The sequence below is a fragment of the Spirosoma profusum genome, from assembly GCF_014699005.1.
Taxonomy (GTDB): Bacteria; Bacteroidota; Bacteroidia; order Cytophagales; family Spirosomataceae; genus Spirosoma; species Spirosoma profusum.
The window spans coordinates 87,152-106,618 of the sequence record NZ_JACWZY010000026.1 but is presented as its reverse complement, the minus strand read 5'-3'; the positions used below and the strand labels follow the sequence as shown (position 1 = coordinate 106,618).

General features: G+C 50.6%; 11 protein-coding genes. 1 reads left to right on the top strand and 10 read right to left on the bottom strand.

From position 1 onward, the window contains the following. Positions 1 to 95 precede the first annotated feature (95 nt). Positions 96 to 1,118, top strand: a complete 1,023-nt coding sequence (locus IC229_RS25275; protein ID WP_190890164.1) for an SPASM domain-containing protein — start codon at positions 96 to 98, stop codon at positions 1,116 to 1,118. A gap of 70 nt (positions 1,119 to 1,188) precedes the next feature. Here IC229_RS25275 and IC229_RS25270 read toward each other — a convergent pair whose 3' ends face one another. From IC229_RS25270 to IC229_RS25225, 10 genes are all read right to left on the bottom strand, one after another. Further along, on the bottom strand, positions 1,189 to 1,620 hold the full coding sequence (locus IC229_RS25270) for a BrxA/BrxB family bacilliredoxin (protein WP_190890163.1): 432 nt from the start codon (positions 1,618 to 1,620) through the stop codon (positions 1,189 to 1,191). 109 nt (positions 1,621 to 1,729) lie between these two features. Next, the gene (locus IC229_RS25265; RefSeq protein WP_020599942.1) at positions 1,730 to 2,041 is read right to left on the bottom strand and encodes a DUF59 domain-containing protein; all 312 of its coding nucleotides are present in this window, start codon (positions 2,039 to 2,041) and stop codon (positions 1,730 to 1,732) included. 18 nt (positions 2,042 to 2,059) lie between these two features. After that, positions 2,060 to 2,488: a SufE family protein gene (locus tag IC229_RS25260; RefSeq protein ID WP_190890161.1), complete on the bottom strand. Its 429-nt coding sequence runs from the start codon at positions 2,486 to 2,488 to the stop codon at positions 2,060 to 2,062. 2 nt (positions 2,489 to 2,490) lie between these two features. Next, entirely contained in the window at positions 2,491 to 2,775 is a 285-nt protein-coding gene (locus IC229_RS25255) for a type II toxin-antitoxin system RelE/ParE family toxin (protein WP_190890159.1), read from the bottom strand. Positions 2,776 to 2,777: 2 nt separating this feature from the next. Continuing rightward, positions 2,778 to 3,002, bottom strand: a complete 225-nt coding sequence (locus IC229_RS25250) for a hypothetical protein (RefSeq protein ID WP_190890158.1) — start codon at positions 3,000 to 3,002, stop codon at positions 2,778 to 2,780. A 26-nt stretch (positions 3,003 to 3,028) separates the two neighbouring features. Next, the gene (locus IC229_RS25245) at positions 3,029 to 4,267 is read right to left on the bottom strand and encodes a cysteine desulfurase (RefSeq protein ID WP_190890156.1); all 1,239 of its coding nucleotides are present in this window, start codon (positions 4,265 to 4,267) and stop codon (positions 3,029 to 3,031) included. Positions 4,268 to 4,359: 92 nt separating this feature from the next. Continuing rightward, positions 4,360 to 5,277 carry an esterase-like activity of phytase family protein gene (locus tag IC229_RS25240; protein ID WP_190890154.1) on the bottom strand — a complete coding sequence of 306 codons (918 nt, stop codon included), beginning with the start codon at positions 5,275 to 5,277 and terminating at the stop codon, positions 4,360 to 4,362. 350 nt (positions 5,278 to 5,627) lie between these two features. Further along, the gene (gene sufD / locus IC229_RS25235; protein WP_190890152.1) at positions 5,628 to 6,953 is read right to left on the bottom strand and encodes a Fe-S cluster assembly protein SufD; all 1,326 of its coding nucleotides are present in this window, start codon (positions 6,951 to 6,953) and stop codon (positions 5,628 to 5,630) included. 85 nt (positions 6,954 to 7,038) lie between these two features. Next, positions 7,039 to 7,788, bottom strand: coding sequence for a Fe-S cluster assembly ATPase SufC (gene sufC / locus IC229_RS25230; protein WP_190890151.1), 750 nt, complete (start codon positions 7,786 to 7,788; stop codon positions 7,039 to 7,041). A gap of 384 nt (positions 7,789 to 8,172) precedes the next feature. Beyond that, positions 8,173 to 19,110, bottom strand: a complete 10,938-nt coding sequence (locus IC229_RS25225) for an SdrD B-like domain-containing protein (RefSeq protein WP_190890149.1) — start codon at positions 19,108 to 19,110, stop codon at positions 8,173 to 8,175. Positions 19,111 to 19,467 lie beyond the last annotated feature (357 nt).

Sequence of the window (19,467 nt, the reverse complement as noted above, 5' to 3'; positions counted from 1 at the left end):
AACCTAGTTGCTGCTGGCCTGCAGATACGCGACCAACTTGTACATATCGAATATGTCTTCGGGTACGTAACGTACTACGTTGTACCTTTGCCAGCATGAATCGCAACCTGATCGACGGCCTTAATTTTGCATCCAAACTCACGCCCAGGCGGGTGGCGAATGCGCTCAAGGTGCTGTCGAGTTATTACGTAGCAAAGCAGACTGGTCGGCCCGTGCAGCGAGGATTACCCATGTCGGTATCATTCGAACCTACTACGTCCTGCAACCTGCGCTGTCCCGAGTGTCCTAGTGGGCTACGTTCGTTCACGCGGCCAACGGGAATGCTGGGCGAAGAGCTTTACAAACGTACCATCGACGAACTGCACGAAACACTGCTGTATCTGATCTTTTATTTTCAGGGAGAGCCGTACCTGCATCCGCAATTTCTGGATTTAGTACGTTACGCTACCGAACGTAACATCTACACAGCCACCAGCACAAACGCGCACTACCTTACTGACGCCAACGCCCGCAAAACTGTTGAGTCTGGCCTCGACCGATTGATTATTTCCATTGATGGCACTACGCAGGAAGTATATGAGCAGTATCGGGTAGGAGGGAAGCTTGAAAAGGTGCTTGAGGGCACAAAGAACATACTACGTTGGAAAAAGGAATTGAAATCAAGGACGCCCCACGTAGTGTTCCAGTTTCTGGTGGTGAAACCGAATGAGCATCAGATTGCTGAAGTAAAAAAACTAGCCCGCGAGCTGGGCGTAGATGAAATTGGCCTGAAAACGGCGCAGATTTATGACTATGCGCACGGTTCTGATTTAATTCCAACGCTGGATAAATACAGCCGTTACGCTGCGCAGACCGATGGAACGTACCAGATCAAGAATGGATTTGGTGACCACTGCTGGAAAATGTGGCACTCCTGCGTCATTACGTGGGATGGCCTTGTGGTGCCGTGCTGCTTCGATAAAGACGCCCATCATCGCCTTGGCAACCTCCAAACGGAATCATTTACTGAGCTGTGGCAGGGCGACGCCTACACCGATTTCCGACAGACGCTATTACGTTCCCGCTCCGAAATAGAGATGTGCCGCAACTGCACTGAAGGCACAAAAGTATGGGCATAAAAAAGTCGTTAGTCAATCGTCGTCAGTACTCTCTCGGAACACTAACGACGCTTGACTAACGACTTACTTTTTACGCATTCGCTGGCGTGCAGAATTCCTCAAGCGCCATTTCGAGGTGCTGGGCAATCATCTGCGCCGAACGACCTTCGATGTGGTGCCGCTCAATGAAATGCACCAGGTCACCATCTTTGAAAATGCCAATAGCTGGCGAAGATGGCGGATATGGCAGCAGGTATTCCCGCATTTTCGCGGTTGCTTCCAAATCGCCACCAGCAAAAACGGTTACCATTTTATCGGGCTTCACTGGGCTCAACGCCAATGCAGCTTTTACACCCGGACGGGCTGCCCCGGCAGCACAACCACAAACCGAATTCACAACGACCAGCATGGTGCCCTGGGCGTTTTCCATCGTGTTCACTACGTCGTCGGCAGTGGTCAATTCTTCAAACCCAACGCTGGTCAGGTCTTCCCGCATCGGGACAAGCAAATGAGGAGGATACATAATTTTAGTTGTTAGTCAATTAGTTACTAGTCGTCAGTCTATAGTCTTTAGTCGTTAGTGCTTCTCTTGGTTGACTATCGACTGATGACTCTTGACTAACGACTTATTCTTACATAAATCCCAATTCTAATTTAGCGACTTCCGACATAAGTTCGGTGGAATAAGGCGGATCGAATGTCAATTCCACACTTACGTCGTTGACACCTTCGATGGCCCGGACTTTCTCTTCGATTTCGGCCGGAATTGAACCTGCCGATGGGCACGAGGGCGACGTCAGCGTCATCAGGATATACACGTTGTTGACCGGAAATATCTTGATTTCGTAAATTAGCCCCAGTTCATACACATCCACCGGAATTTCGGGGTCGTATACGCCTTTCAGCGCGAGTACAACCTGTTCTTTTAATTCTTCGTCAGTCATTGCTGTGCTTTCTATAAATTAAGCTGTTTGGCCTGAATAGGCCCGGCCATACGCTTTCATTCGTTCAATCATCGACGCCAGCCCACCGGCCCGCAGCGACGTAATCAGGTTGCCCATGCCCACTTTCGGAATAAAATAAAGCTCGGCATTAGCAATATCTTCAGGTTTTTCGCCCGATAATACGCGGATCAGCAAACCAACCAGACCCTTCGAAATCTGAGCTGTGGGTTCGCTATCACCATAAAAATACAATTTGTCGCCTTTCAGTTCAGCATCAACCCATACTTTCGACTGACAACCCATAATTCGGTTCTCGTCGGTTTTATTTGCTTCAGGCATAGGTGGTAACTTTTTGCCTAAGTCGATGATATACTGTGTCTTATCGAGCTGATCATCGAACAAATCAAATTCCTCGATAATCTCGTCCTGCTTTTCGTTAATGGTCATAGTTAAAATCTACCAAGTGGTTGGCCCATCGCACGAACTCCCAAAATGCGAACTATATTATTCTGGAATTGGTAAACAAGCCGATACTTTCTAACAAACACCTCGCGAATAAAGCTAATCTCAAACTTAGGAACTCTGCGTCCCATTTCTGGAAATTTTAACAGTAATTCAACTTTTTTAGCTAACTCATCTGACCAGTCATCAGCCAATGAAGATGAATAGTTGTAATAATCACTGTAGGCTTTCCTGACATCTACTTTAGCCTCGTCATTCCAAATTAATGTCATTACTACCTACTTTGCTTTTCTGCCTTTTTTTGCGCTTTATATTCGCCAAACTCTTTGATGAACTGCTCATGGGACGTTCCAGGCGTTGTGTTGGCCTCTAAGAGTCGCTCATTAATTAAACGTATAAATAAAATGCGCTCAATTAATTGATCGGCTGTAACCTTATCTGGCAGATTACCAAAACTTTCAATTACTTGATTTTTATCCAGCAAGAGTTCCTCTTCCATGTTTGTAAGGGTTTGTTTAGATATTCTTACAACATCATTTTCTGCACCCGGCGCAGGCCCATAATCAAACGGTCAACTTCATCTCTGGTGTTATAAACGGCAAAGGAGGCTCGCGTAGTTCCGGCAATGCCGAAGCGTTGCATCAGCGGCATCGTGCAATGGTGGCCAGTCCTGACGGCGATACCCTGTTGGTCCAGAATAACGCCAATATCCTGATGGTGAATCCCGTCCATCACAAACGAAATAACCCCAATTTTTTCCTTCGCCTGCCCAATGATACGTAGTCCGTCCAACGTAGTGAGTTGCTCGGTAGCGTACTGAAGCAGGTCATGTTCGTGGGTGGCAATATTCTCCTTACCCAAATTGGCCATGTATTCAAGCGCTGTTTTCACGGCCACTACGTCGGCAATATTCGGTGTACCGGCTTCAAATTTGTAAGGCAGATCATTGTACGTCGTTTTGGCGAACGTAACTTCCTTAATCATCTCGCCCCCACCCCGATACGGCGGCATGGAATCCAGAATTTCTTTCTTGCCATACAGTACTCCCATACCCGTTGGGCCATAAAGCTTATGCGCCGACAGTACGTAGAAATCGGCGTCAAGTGCCTGTACATCAAGGTCTAAATGAGAACTGGCCTGTGCGCCATCGATCAGCACAAGGGCACCAACGGCGTGCGCTTTGTCGATGATGGTTTTAACAGGATTGATGGTTCCCAGCGAATTCGATACGTGCACGCATGCCACTAATTTAGTACGTTCCGACAGGAGTTTTTCGTACTCGTCCAATAACAGTTCGCCGTTATCATCAACCGGAATGACTTTCAAAACACAACCTTTTTCTTCACAGAGCATTTGCCAGGGCACGATGTTGGAGTGGTGCTCCATCGTCGAAATGATAATCTCGTCGCCTTCGGTCAAAAAACGCCGACCGTAACTTTGGGCCACCAGATTAATACCGTCGGTGGTGCCGTACGTGAAAATGATTTCCTGCCAGTATTTGGCGTTCAGAAACTCCTGAATGGCCCGACGCGATGCTTCAAAAGCGGCCGTAGCCAACTCTGCCAGATGGTGAATACCGCGGTGAATGTTCGCATTGTAACCCTCGTAATACCGGGTAAGGGCATGAATAACCGGCAACGGCTTCTGATTGGTAGCCGCATTGTCGAAATACACCAGCGGACGGCCGTTTACTTCCTGGTCCAGCACCGGAAAATCCTGCCGAATTTTCTGAATATCGAGGGGCGTATCTATGGCTGATTGCATGAAAATTCAGGGAGAAAAAGATAAAATGGGCGGTAACGTCGCCCGAAAACTTCTCTTATCAAACAAAAACCAACAGTAGTTCAGTTCGGTAATTATCGTCTCCGTAGAACAATCACCTGATTCCGTAAGGTTCGGTTTCTGCGGAAATTATCATCAGCCATGAGTACAAGTGATTGTTTCGTATCGTCAGTCCAGGTCATGGCTTCGAGGTTGCAGACAACGCCGGGAAATTGCTGGTTAAAATCGAATGCCAGCTCCCGACGTAGCGTGTGGTTTGCTACGTCCATAGTGGCTACGTACAACCGTGCCGTAACCTGCCGATGACTCGCATCGTAACAACGTTCCAGCACCAATAGCCGATCATCATCAACGGCGACAATCTCCGAAATACCGTTCGGACGTTCTTCGCCCTGCGCAAACGGGCAGCGGTTCATCGGGTATCTGAATCGCTCCACGACCGGGTCAGCGGCAAGCGGATTTACGTAGCGAAAGAACGTAATAGAATCCTGATTCATGTCTGTTTCTGATTCCCAGCCAGCTTCAGGGGCCATCCAAAGCGCGCCCGCCGGGGTAACCGCAATCGCTTCCAACCCCTTGTTCGGCCCTGGCAGCGGAATTCTTAGTAAAACTTTAGCAGCGCTATCGCCCAGCATTTTACTGGCCAGTAAGGACGTAACAAATTCATGTTCGTCAGTCCAGAAATACGTATTAGTTTGAGGATGATACCGAACGCTTTCGAACCAGAAAGGCGTTTTCTCTGCTCGTTTCAGATTCGTATTGTTACTTAAATCGTGGATGGTTCGGATGTTGTTGAATACGTAGTGCCAGCCACGATCACTCACAAAATGCAATTCCCCCGTAGCCGGTACCATTTCAAGACCCGAAATGCCCCGCAGACTATCCCGCACAAACGGAACCGTCGCCGAATCACCTTCAAAAGCAAATTGTATACTTTGGGCCAACGTAGCGTTTGTAATCAGAAAGCAAGCCAGTACAAGTAGAAAGCGCATAAGGGGTAATAACTAATTTAAAGTATTATGCATCGATTTTGTCATGCTGACGAAGGAAGCATCTTAAGGTTTCCTACCATTCAAATAAGGATGCTTTAAGATGCTATCTGAAAACTATTTTATAATTCGTTCAAAAACCCCTAAATCCCCTGAAAGGGACTTTGTTCGAGTGCGAGTTAAGTCCCCTTTAGGGGATTTAGGGGTTTTTCAGACAGTTTCTAAGATGCTTCCTTCGTCAGCATGACATAAAGCACTGTCATTAGCAAGCTTTCAACCACTGCTTATAATAGAAAAATGGATAACAACCGACTGGCCATTATCCATTTTTCATTGAACATTTTTCATTAACGCTATTTTCCAAGTTTCTCTGTGACGACGCGCTCCAGATATTCCCGAATCGGTTGAATCTTGATCTGGCTTAGTACGTCCTGCGAGAAAGCGTAGAGCAAAAGCGTTCTGGCTTCGTCTTTTGGAATACCCCGCGAGCGCATGTAAAACAACGCTTCGTCGTTCAACTGCCCTGTAGTGGTTCCGTGCGAACATTTTACGTCATCAGCAAAAATCTCCAGCTGGGGTTTTGTATTCATCGTCGCATTGGGCGAGAGTACTACGTTCTTGCACGACTGATAGGCGTTGGTTTTCTGAGCGTCGGGCCGAACGAAAATCTTCCCGTTGAAAACGCCCGTGCTGTTATCGTCCAGGATACCTTTATACAATTCATTGCTGTAAGAATTGGGCATCGCATGATCAACAAGTGTATGGTTATCAACGTGTTGGCGGCCGTTTGGCATGTAAAGGCCATACATGAAAGCCTCGGCGTGCTGGCCATTCAGTACGATGTTCAGGTTGTTCCGGATGAAGTTGCCATCCAACGTAACAGTGGCCGAATAGAAATGGCTGTTGTCCGTCTGGTTCACCTGCGTAGTGCCGATATGATACGCTTTTTCAGTTTCATTCTGCACCTTGTAGTACTGCATCCGAGCGTCGCGCCCGAGGACAATCTCGGTCACTACGTTCACAAAACTGGCTCCATTGCCCAGCGTCCGGTATGATTCGGCCACCATCACTTCGGCGTTTTTGCCGACAACAATGAGGTTGCGGGGCTGCGAGGCACTGTTTCTGTCGCGGGCGTCAGTAATAAAACGAAGAATGATCGGCTGCTCAACAGTAGTGTTGTCAGGCACACGTACCACCACGCCATCGCTGGCTAACGCTGTATTCAGAGCCGTGAACGCATTTTCTTGGTAATCAGCGTAGTGAGCGAAATACGTACCGATAAAATCAGGCTCGGTTTTAAGCGCGTCGGCGAAGCTGGTTATTTGTACCTGACTGGCCGGGCTAACGATGCGCGACAGTTCGGCGTGATAGCGGCCATTTACGAAATACAGCAGATTCCCATCGAGATTTGGAATTTCGAGCGGAGCCAGATCTTCGGCGGTTAACGTAGTGCTTTCGTCGAGGTCGAACGATTCTTTGAGCAAACCGTTTACACTCGAATATTTCCATTCTTCGTTCCGAATGGTCGGAAAGCCGAGCTGGTCGAACTGTTTCAGAGCCGCCCGACGTAACTGATGCAGCGCCGTTTTGCTTGCTCCGTTCATGCGCTCTTCGTTGTCACGGAAAGCCGCCAGCAACTGCTCTTTAAAATCCTTATATGACGAATAGGAGGGAGTCATTTTTTGATGTTTGATGTATGATGTAGGTTGTATACTACAGGATTCGCCGTTTTATGGCTGTGTATCCTATCCTATACATCATACATCAAATTGCTTCTGCCTTTATCCAGTCGTACCCTTTTTCTTCCAGTTCGAGCGCCAGTTCTTTAGGACCCGATTTAACGATACGTCCCTGGTAGAGTACGTGGACGTAGTCGGGGACAATGTAATCCAGTAGTCGCTGGTAGTGCGTAACCACAATGGTAGCACGTTCCGGCGAGCGAAGTTTGTTCACACCGTCGGCCACGATACGTAGCGCATCGATGTCCAGCCCCGAATCGGTTTCGTCCAGAATAGCCAGTTTCGGTTCGAGCATGGCCATCTGAAAAATCTCGTTCCGCTTTTTCTCTCCTCCTGAAAACCCTTCGTTCAGCGACCGGCTCAGTAGCGATTGATCGATGTTGACTAGTTTCATTTTTTCTTTCATCAACTTCAGAAACTGCACGGCATCGAGCGAATCCTGTCCGCGATACTTACGGATCTCGTTGATGGCTGTCTTCAGAAAGTTGGTGGTGCTAACGCCCGGTATTTCAACCGGATACTGAAAAGCGAGGAAAATACCTTCGGCGGCCCGTTCTTCAGGGGCCATCTCCAGCAAATCTCTACCGTCGAACTTAACACTGCCGCCAATTACTTCATAGTCTTCACGACCTGCCAGTACGGATGCCAGTGTGCTTTTGCCAGCTCCATTTGGACCCATAATGGCATGAACCTCACCGGCATTGACTTCCAGATCAAGGCCTTTTAATATTTGCTTATTGCCAATTTTGGCTTGTAAATTACTGATGGATAACATAATAAAAACAGAGCGAGACAGCCTGATGAAGCCGCAAAGATAACAGATCAAACAGTATCTGTTCAGAAGAGGTAACAAAAACGGGCGTTTAAAAGTTGACCCCAGCGCTGTTCTGCCGTAATAAATACCTGAGCCTCCTACTAATCTATTAGTTGATAACTCCCGGACATGGCCGTCCAGGCTACTTTCTGTCAACTTTCGCCAAAATTTATTTTGTGGTAGGGGGCTTTTTCCTGGATTTTCCGAATTGAGTGAAAAGGAAATAGGGCAATATTGATGCCAATTGATGAAGTTACTTTTCTTAAATGACATAAACAACGTAAAGCCAACCATGAATTCACGGTTGGCTTTACGTTGTTTAGAAATCTCAAAATTGGTTTATACTTATCGCGGATCGCCGATACGTCTTGCGCGTTTGGTTTGCTGAATGACGAACGGTACACAGGCGTCAGCTGGGCAACCGCAGATGGTAGTCAGCAGTAATACCCGTACGTCCTTGAAACAACCTGGCATTCCAGCTTTGTAGATACGTACTGTATAAGCCTGCGATGCGGCCGGATTGGGCAGGTTGCTGACAATGACTCCACCAGCAGGTATTGGCTGTGCCGGACCTGACAACAGAACGCCCGAACCAAATGTGCCTCCCAGCGCGTACTGATACGTATCACCGGCCGAGAAATCACTGATGATGATTTTACCGTTCAACTGAGGAGTGCTGCCAGCGCACGTAACCGGTACGGCAGCAGCCGTTGCCGACAGACTACAAACCGCCGAGCAGGATACCGGCGCATTATAACCCACGGTGGTGCTGGAACAGCCCGGCAACGTAGCAACTATCGTGTGCGTAAGCCCGTCCGAAGGCAGGTTATTGAAGACAGCCGCAAACGTAGCACTGCTGGCTGTCGTTGTCGCAAAGGTCAGGCTCGTAGTCCCGTTTATCACGGTCAACACACCAGTAGTTGAATTGGTTAACGTAATGAGAGCCGTCACCGAGTGCGTATTGGTGGCTGTAGCACAAGCGCCGACAGTAGCCGTTGCCGTGAGTGAGCAGACAGGATCGGCAGGGCAGGCGGCTGGCGCTTCATAAGTCACGCTAATGCTCTGTCCCTGATACGTTACAACTACCGTGTGCGTACCGGTTCCGGTTGTCAATCCCGAGAAGGAATACGCAACCGAGGTTGTTCCGGTCGTAACATTAACCGTCGTCGTACTGGTGCCATCCGTGATGGTTAGCAGACCATTTGTCGCATTCGTGAAGCTCACAACACCAGTCGTGTTATACGTATTGGTACCCGGCACACACTCTGGTGGATCACTGAGACTCAGGCCAACGGTAACCGAACCTGAACCCGATCCCGAACAAGCCTGTGGCGCACTGATAATCGTGCTGGATGTTATAGCTCCTAGTTCCGCAGCAATCGTATGACTACCTGTTCCCGAAGCTAAGCCTGTGATCGAGTAGGGCACTGACGTAATACCCGCGCCAACAGCGATTGTAGCGGATTTTACAGTGTCAATATACAGGTTGATCGTACCCGCCGACGCATTAGTCAGCGAGACTGTGCCCGTAATGCTATAACTGTTGGTCGGTGTATCACAGGCACTCGGTGTCGCAGTGATGGCGATGCGCTGTAAGCAGGTCGAAGGTGCCGTGTACGACATACCTTGCGTTGAACAAGTCCGTATGTTTCCTTCAATAATGGCATTCACGGCGTGAACTACGCCATTTGCCGGTATATTGCTGAAGACCGTGGAGTAACTAACCGTGCCAGTTGCCTCGCTCACCGTTGTTGTGAAACTGAGCACACCTTCGTTAATCTTCAGAATACCAGCTGGTGGGTTTGTCATCTGAACAACCACAGTGGATGAATATACCTCATTTATGCAGATACCTGGTGTAGCAGTCACAGTTAGGCTACAAACCGGATTCAGCGAACAGGCAGCTGGTGCATTGAAGGTTGTGCTGGAACTAACCGACCCTAACTCCGCAGCTATCGTATGACCACCCGTTCCAGAGGCCAGGCCCGTGATCGAGTAAGGCACAGACGTTGCGCCCGTACTAACGGCAAGCGTTGCGGATAGTACATTATCGATGTACAGGTTAATCGTACCCGCCGACGCATTGGTCAACGAGACGGTGCCTGTAATGCTATAACTGTTGGTCGGCGTATCACACGCACCTGGTGTCGCAATGACGGCGATGGCCGGTCGGCAGGACGAAGGTGCTACGTATGAAACACTCTGTACAGAACAAATCCGTGTGGCCCCGGCAATGGTAACGCCCACAAAATGGGTAGACCCATTAGCGGTTAAGCTGGAGAAGACGGTGGTTATACTGGTCGTACCGGTCGTCTCGGTCAATGGAAATTCAGAGGAGTGGAACTGCCCATCAGTTACGCGCAGAATACCAGCTGGCGGATTCGTCATCTGGACAACCACGGTTGAAGAGTAAACCTCGCCTACGCAGGGACCTGGAACGACGCTCGCAGTTATGCTGCAAATCGCTGACACCGAGCAGGAAACCGGAGCCGTATACGTAGTAGTCGCCGTTGAGCAACCGGGCATGGTCGTGACAACGGTGCGGATCGTTCCATCCGATGGCAGTCCATTGAACGTAGCCGTATACGAAGCCGTACCGGCGGCTGTTGTGGCAAACGTCAGGCTTTCAATTCCGTCCGTAACAGTCAGTACGCCAGTTGGTACGTTGGTCAGATTTACGATAACTGAACTGGAGAACGTGTTGGTCACTGGATCGCACTGACCGGCGAGTGGTGTAACCGTTAATGAACAGGCCGATGTTACATTACAAGCCTGCGGAGCTAAATAGGTCGAAAGAACCGTCGAACAGTTGGGCAACGTAGCCACCACCGTGTGACTGGCTCCATCGGACACCAAACCGGTGAACACGGCTGCAAACGTAGCACTGCTGGTGGCGGTCGTCACGAATGTCTGACTTTGCACTCCGTTGGTAACGGTCAGCACACCGGCAGTCGGATTGACCAACTGTACCAGAGCCGTAGCCGAATACGTATTGGTCGCCGTCGTACAGTTGCCTACCGTAACCAGAGTCGTCAGCGAACAAACCGGCGCTACTGAGCACGAAGCCGGGGCCGTATACGTAGTGGTCGCTGTGGAACAGCCCGGTACGGTCGTGACAACGGTACGGATGGTTCCATCAGATGGTAGGCCATTAAACGTAGCCGTGTACGATGCTACGCTGGCGGCATTAGTCGCAAAGGTCAGGCTCTCCACACCGTCCGTAACAGTCAGTACACCCGCTGCTACGTTCGCCAGATCGATAACCACCGTGTTGGAGAACGTATTGGTGACTGGATCACACTGACTGGCAAGCGTCGTTGTGGTTAACGAGCAGGCCGGAGCCAGGGTGCAGGCATTGGGAGCCGAATAGGTCGAAAGAACCGTCGAACAGTTGGGCAACGTAGCCACCACCGTGTGACTGGCTCCATCGGACACCAAACCGGTGAACACGGCTGCAAACGTAGCACTGCTGGTGGCGGTCGTCACGAATGTCTGACTTTGCACTCCGTTGGTAACGGTCAGCACACCGGCAGTCGGATTGACCAACTGTACCAGAGCCGTAGCCGAATACGTATTGGTCGCCGTCGTACAGTTGCCTACCGTAACCAGAGTCGTCAGTGAACAAACCGGCGCTACTGAGCACGAAGCTGGGGCCGTATACGTAGTGGTTACCGTCGAGCAGCCGGGGAGTGATGCCACCACCGTATGGCTGGCTGCATCGGCAGTCAGACCGTTGAATGTAGCCGTATACGAAGCCGTGCTGGCAGCAGACGTAGCAAAAGTTAAGCTCTGGGCGCCATCGGTAACGGTCAGTACTCCGGCTGGAACATTGGCCAGATTAACGACTACCGTGCTGGAAAACGTACTGGTAGCCGGGTCGCACTGTCCCGCGATAGCCGAAGCCGTCAGCGAGCAGATCGGCGCTACCGAACACGAAGCCGGAGCCGTATACGTAGTAGTTATCGTCGAGCAGCCGGGCAGACTGGCAATCACCGTGTGGCTGGCTGCATCCGAAACCAGATCGTTAAATACGGCTGCGAACGTAGCACTGCTGGCGGCTGTGGTGGCAAATGTCAGGCTTTGTGTTCCGTTCGTGACGGTCAGTACGCCAGTCGTTGAATTAGTCAAACTGACCAGCGCCGTAGCTGAATAGGTATTCGTCGCCGTAGCACAGATCCCCGCTGTTACGTTAGCTGTCAGTGAGCAAACGGGTGCTACCGAGCAGGAAACCGGCGCTGTATACGTAGTGGTAATGGCCGAACAACCGGGCAGACTGGCGATCACCGTGTGGCTGCTGCCGTTGGAGATCAATCCTGGGAATACGGCCGTATACGAAGCCGAACCCGTTGCGACGGTAGCGACCGTAGCACTGTAAGGCCCGTCCACAATGGTCAGCACACCCGCCGTTGGATTGGTCAGGTTCACTACGACTGTATTGGAGAACGTATTGGTAGCTACCTCACAGGCGCCGGTAAACGTAGCGGCTGTCAGCGAGCAAACGGGTGCAACCGAGCAGGAAACCGGAGCCGTGTACGTCGTTGTGGTTCCGCCACAACCGGGCAGGCTGGCCACCACTGTATGGCTGGCACCATCCGAAATCAGGTTTGTGAAGACGGCTGTAAACGTAGCACTGCTCACATTCGTCGTGGCGAACGTCAGACTCAAAGGTCCGTGCGTAACGGTCAGCACACCGGCTGTCGGATTGGTCAGCGCGACCACAGCCGTAGCCGAATACGTATTCGTGGCTGGCGAACAACTACCTGCTATGGCTGTAGTTGTCATCGAACAAACCGGCGCTACCGAACACGAAGCCGGAGCCGTATACGTAGTAGTTATCGTCGAGCAACCAGGCAACGTAGCAACCACTGTATGACTGGATGCATCCGCCGTCAAACCGTTGAAGATAAGCGTATAGGATGCTGTTGTAGTAGCCGTGGTGGCAATCGTACCACTATTTGGCCCGTCCGTAACGGTGAGTATCCCCGCCGTCGGATTATTCAGCGTGACCACGATGGTATTGGAGAACGTACTGGTCGCCGGATCGCACTGCCCTGCGATGGCCGAAGCTGTCACCGAGCAAATCGGGGTGATGGAGCAGGAAGCCGGAGCGGTATACGTAGTAGTCGCCGTTGAGCAACCGGGCAGGCTAACCACGACGGGATGACTGGCTCCATCCGAAATCAAATCATTGAAGATCGCATTATACGTAGCATTGCCGCTAGTCGTCGCAACGGTTACACTTTGTGAGCCGTTGGTAATGGTCAGCACACCGGCTGTTACGTTCGCTACCTGCACGACTGCCGTAGCCGAATACGTATTGGTCGCGGTGGCACAGGCTCCGGCGGTTACGTTAGCAGTCAAAGAGCAGGCGGGCGCTACTGAGCAAGAAACCGGGGCCGTATACATAACTGAAGTAGCCGAACAACCGGGCAGGCTGGCTACCACCGTGTGGCTGCTGCCATTGGAAACCAGACCCGCAAAAACTGCCGTATAAGAACCTGCGCTGGCGGTCGCCGTAGCGAACGTAGCGCTATTGGGACCATCCACAATGGTCAGCACACCAGCCGTTAGATTGGTCAGGTTCACCACAACTGTATTGGAGAACGTATTGGTAGCTGCCACGCAGGCACCGGTCAACGTAGTGGCCGTTAGTGAGCAGACGGGAGCTACCGAGCAGGAAGCCGGAGCGGTATACGTAGTAGTCGCCGTTGAGCAACCGGGTAGTGAGGTTACCACAATATGGCTGGCTCCATCGGAAACCAGATTGCTGAACACAACCGGGTACGTAGCATCGCTGCTGGTAGTGGTAGCAATGGCCTGGCTTTGTGCGCCGTTGGTAATGGTCAGCACACCACCGTTTGAGTTAAGTATCCTTACACTTACCGTAGTCTGATAGGTGTTTGTAGCTGGTGAGCAGGTGGAGGATGTGATCGTAGTGGTTAACGAGCACACAGGAGCTGCCGAACAGGAAAGGGGTGCTGTATAGGCCGTAGTGGCTGACGAACAGCCTGGTAACGTAGCCACAACCGGATGACTAACGCCATCGGCAGTCATATTGGCAAACGTAGCTGTATACGAGTTCGTACCAGCAGTTGTTACGGCAAACGTAGCACTGCGTGCGCCGGTCGTAACGGTCAATGTGCCGGTTGTCGAGTTGGTTAGCGTAACAACCGCCGTAGCCGTATACGTATTGGTCGCTGGCGAACATTGTCCGGCGCTGGCTACTGCGCTTATGTTGCAGCAGGCGGTTGGGTTTAGGGTAACCGTTACGTCGGTGTAGCAGGTACCCCGGTTGTAAACGCGAATCGTGTACGTCTGAGCCGTAGCCGGATTCGCCAGATTGCTGACAATTATGCCGCCGGCCGGAATCAGCTGAGCTGGTCCTGATAAAGAAGCCGCCGGATTGAAGTCGGGACCTAATGAATATTGATACGTATTGGTCGACTGAAAATTACTGAGTACAATTCGACCATTGTTCTGCGAAGCGCCCCCCGAACAGGTGGCCGCTACGGTAGCGGCCTGGAACGACGGCAACGCTTCTTCTTCGACAATAAAGGGGCAGCAGCTATAATCAGGGCACTTTCCTGATTCAATATCGACGGCCAGACTATAGGCGCCGGGGGCTGTTATGTATAAGACGTTAGAGCCATTATTCTGAATCTCTACACCATCCTTATACCAGTGGTAACTGGAACGACCCGGCGCAGCGACTATCTCAAATATGTATTCATCGCCCGTGCAGACCACATAAGGTACTGACGAACAGACCACAGCGGTATCGCCCGGTATAGTAGCCACATTGTACATAACGCCTGAACTGTCGGCACGTACCTGATACGTCATTGATAAACTCTGCCCGGCCGAGAGGCTGGGGATGGTCCAGTTACTGATGGGCGAACCCGGTGTGAACGTGGTGTTAGCTGGTAGGCTGGTGGTTCCGAGATAGACTAAACCCGTTGACAAAGAGTCACGTACCACAATCGTCGAAGCAGTAGCCGTACCTGTGTTTGATACAGACATTGTGTAAGTGATTGTGCCACCAATCTCAACTCGTGATTTATCGACGACTTTATCTATAACAACCTGTGCTCCGCTTGGTTGCGTACAGGAACCGGGCGCCGTATACGTAGTAGTCGTGGTCGCACAACCGGGCAGCGTGGCCACTACGTTATGCAGGCTTCCGTTTGACGGAAATCCGGTAAATGTAGCCGTATACGTAGCAGGACTGGTTGATGTCGTAAATGTTCGCGTCTGACCGCCATCGGTTACAGTTAACGTACCAGCAACGGAGTTGGCAACGCGAATCAATACCGTGTTTGAGAACGTATTGGCAGGCAGCGTACACTGACCAGGATTCGCTGTGGCCGTGAGCGAACAGACGGGCGCCGAGCAGGAAGCTGGTGAAGAATACGTAGTGGAAGCGCTGGCACAACCGGGCACCGTTGCCGTTGCGATACGACCCGTTGAGTTGGCCGGAAGACCGTTAAAAATAGCCGTGTACGACGTAGTAGTACCCGCCGTGGTGGCAAACGTCTGGCTAACTGGTCCATCGGCAACGGTCAAGATACCGGTCACTGTGCTGGCTACGCGGACAACCACCGACGTAGTGAAGGTGTTTGTAGCGGGCGAACACTGACCTGCCGTTGCCGTCAGACTGACCGTGCAACCAGCACAGTTGTTTTGCGGCAACGTAGCGGTAACCACGGTGAAGCAGCCGGGACCGTTGTAGATAATGATCGAATAACTCTGACCAACTGAATTTGACGGATTAGCCAAACCCGTAAACGAAACCGCCGAAGCCGATACCGGCTGGCCACCGGTTGCCGTGTACGAAGGCGCGGGTGAGCTGGTGTAAATAAAGGCTTTCTCACCGTTTTGTACGCCTGTGAGCACAATGCTTCCATTCACATTGGCTCCTGTGCCGGTGCAACTGGCGGGCGTTACGGATACACTGGCTACGCTAGTGATTGTGCAGATAAATCCGGCGTCGAGCGTATGGTTAACAGAGCCAGGAGCGCCCGTTGTTACGTTAGCGGTTGGTGCATTGATGCCGGCTACCGTTGCCAGTTGCGCATTTGAATCGTTCAATGTGCTGGCCGTTGGCGCTGTGCTGCCGGCTGCCGTCAGTTCGTAATGTTTTCCGCTGATGTGCAGTGCGCCACCCGTAAACTGGCCACCTGACCCGAATACAACCTGATAAGCCGTAGCGGGTAGCAACGTAGTATCGGCGCCCGTACCGTTCCAGCTTCCGATCAGGAGTTTGCTTTTCGATGAGAAGTAATATTCACCATTGGCATTAGTCGTGGTCGAAGCGATCAACGTACCGGCTTTGTAAATCGTTACGTTAACGCCCGCCAGTGCCGATTCGCAAGGGTCCTGAATTCCGTCTCTGTCGGTGTCGGTCCAGACACGGTTTCCGATTTCGATGAAGCTGGCCGTCGCGCAGCCTATTTCTACATCGCCCAGACCGGCCGTGTTCTGCGAATAGTCGGGACTCGGATTCCGGTAAATAACATAGGCCGATTGTATTGTGCCGTTTTTATTGGAAAGCCGTCGGAAGCCATTTGCTGAATTCACTTCGACCGATTTGAATGTATAGGCGGCCATATTCAGCGGACTCATGGTTGTTGCAACGACGTTCCCCGAACCAGGACGTAGTGCCAGACCACCCAGCGCATTTTCGCCATAACCCAGGTAAGGCGATTCAAAATTGGCGTTGTCGTTATAAAATTCACCTAAACCTGGTCCCTGATTGTTATTCGGGAAAGCACCTTTTTGGCCTAACACACTGCCATTGTTTTCCAGCGTGTAGATACCGTTGCGGTTGGCAACCCGAAGTAGTTCGCCACCACTGATGGTGTTGTATTTTGCTGTATCGCCCGGAATCGAGCCATAGTTTCTGCTGCCACCCTGTAAGCCAGTGCGATCGGCAAAAGCCAGTATCATCGAATTGTCGATATCAAATTCAATTCCGGTCAGTATTGGCTGGCTGCGTGTCAGGTTTTTGCCATCAGGCGTAATGGCTTCAAACGAATCCGTCCAGGTACGCCAGTTGACTGAATTCTTTCCTTTGGTTTGATCGTCGAAAAGTTCACCGGGACCTTTTGGATACGTGAGTGGGAAATTGAACGTAGGGGTCCAGGAATTAGCCAATGGGTCGAGGGCATACACAAAAGCGCGCAAATCCGACCGATTGTTGGTAACAGAACCATCACAGACTACGCCGACGTATACCTTTCCGCGACGGTATTTGATCGCCCAGGGACGAGAATTGCCGCTGCCGGTCGTACAACCATTAGGAATCGTAAACGACGTATACGTAGCAGGTGCTGCACCGCCAGCGTTATAAGCCGTGATGTCCAACCCGTAAACCTTTTTGTCGTCCAGATTGACAAAATAAAGCTGATTACCATCATCAGAAATGGTCAACCCGCCCATACCGATTTTACCAACCTGCGGAAAAATACCGGCATCGCGGCTGGGGTCGGTGGTGTTATTCGGAAGTCCCCGCATATCGTTAGTGCCTATAGCTCCTAAACCAATGTTAAGGGGACTCGTCGTTACGTTCAGGAAGTTTGTAACGGCATTGGTGACGGTGTTAATAGCATAAATACCACCCAGACCCTGCGGACCTAAACCAGCGTGCCGACGTAGCACAGCCGAGGTGAAAATCGTTTTGGTCTGCCGGTTATAGGCTACGCCCCAGAGCGCACCTACCTGAGCCGCTGTAGCTAGCTGAGTCGGGTTTGCCGTACTGGCATGGTTCCCCGAATTGAAAACATAATACGAGCTATCGGTATCGTTGATAGCCAGAAAAGACATCGATGAGCCAGCTGTACCGCCACCCAATGGATTGCCATTCACGTAGCGGGGGGCAAACAGTTTAGGATTCGACTGGCAGTAATCAACAGGATTCAACATGCCCAGATCGACGGTACAGTCGGGTGCCGGAACAAACTGTACCGTAGTACGTCCATCTACTCCATTTGGCGTTCCCTGCGCCGTATAACCGGCAGGAAGATTACCAAACTCGACCCGCACCGGGTAATTCGCTGCTAGAATGTTTAATTTATATTGGCCATACGCATTGGTGACCGTCGTAAACGACGTACCGGCGCAGTCGACAGCCGTAACTGTAACGCCCGGTACCCCCGCCGTTTCACCCGCATTTTTGATTCCATCCGCGTTAAAATCGTTATAAGCCGTACCGCTGAGGTCAACACCGGATGTACAGGTTAGGGATGGGCATTCAGTAGGAGCCGTGAAAGTGGTCGAAGCCGAACAGCCGGGATTGTTCTTAAAATACGTATTGATTGTGCCACCAGCGCCGTTGGCAGGAACCTCAAACGTAACGATCTGTGGAGACGCAAATTCAAGGTCAACGTTCGTTGGATAATTTACGCCGTTTCTATCTGGCGGATCGAAAAAAGTAACGACGTTAAAGCCTGGGAACACAGCCCGGCGCTGGCCGCCTAATTCGACAATGATGCTATCGCCCGCTGGTGCATTGGCCCAGTTTACTTCGGCACTCACCATTGCCCGTGTGTTATTGAAACAGCCCGATACAGTGGCCGTAACACCAATGGTTGTCGTTACCCGATACGAAATAACCAGTTGAGGGCCAGCGTTACCAAAGGCATCTGCTGATTTAGCCATAGTATTAGCGCCTGATCCGGTAGCATTGAAAAGCAGTGTAATCGGGTTCGAGGGATTCCAGTCAGGGCGATCAATGATTTCCTGAACAATGGTGGCCAGGTTAGTTGTGCGCTGGCTGGCGCCGGCCTGACCATCAGTCCAGCCGTCACCATTACCCCAGTATTCAGTGTGGTTGGTAGCTGCCGACGAAAAGCGGTCTGAAATTTCGGTAGATGATCCAGACGAAAACGAACCGGAATTGCCTACGTTATGCCCTTTGATTTCAATATTTGCCAGATTATCGTTATAAGTGCCAGCGCTCGTAAACTGAACGCGGGCGTCGATAATTGTCGCTGATTTAGGAATAGCAACCGACGCAAACCGCAACCCAATGTACTGGCCGCCTAACCGTAATCCTGTCGATGACGTATTAACCGGTCCGCCTATTACCTGTGTAGCATCGTTGTTGCTTTCGGTAATCTTTACTGTAGCAGTAGGGGTTAGCGTACACTGTGCTTCGACAAGAAAAGGGCACAGCATACCAAAAATCCAGAGAATACCTATTGAGATGGTTCTGGGTAGTTTGCCTGAAAAGAAGGACCGTATCGGCTTCTCGTTGATTGAGGAGGTGGCAATACAGGTAGGCATATAGTTATCTATTTAACGGTTAAAGCCTAATTGGGCTATAAGGCGTTAGCACGAAGCACAAAATCTGTGCCAGTGTGTATAGAGTTACTTATATATGGAAATCGGTATCTTAAATAGGGTCTTAAGTTTGCTATATAGAACAACTCATAAATATAAGTTAGTAATAATCCTTTATGACGTTGATTGTCAATATTCTATGTAAGCATAGCGCAATTTTTTCCTGTAGTATATCTTTAGGAAAATCGGTGAAATAGTAGACTGAAGGTAGAGAATCTGTATAGCGTTTATTTGTGAATTGTGTAATCTATAAAACAATGTTTTTGTAATTGACTTATATAGAAATAAGCGTATAGACGT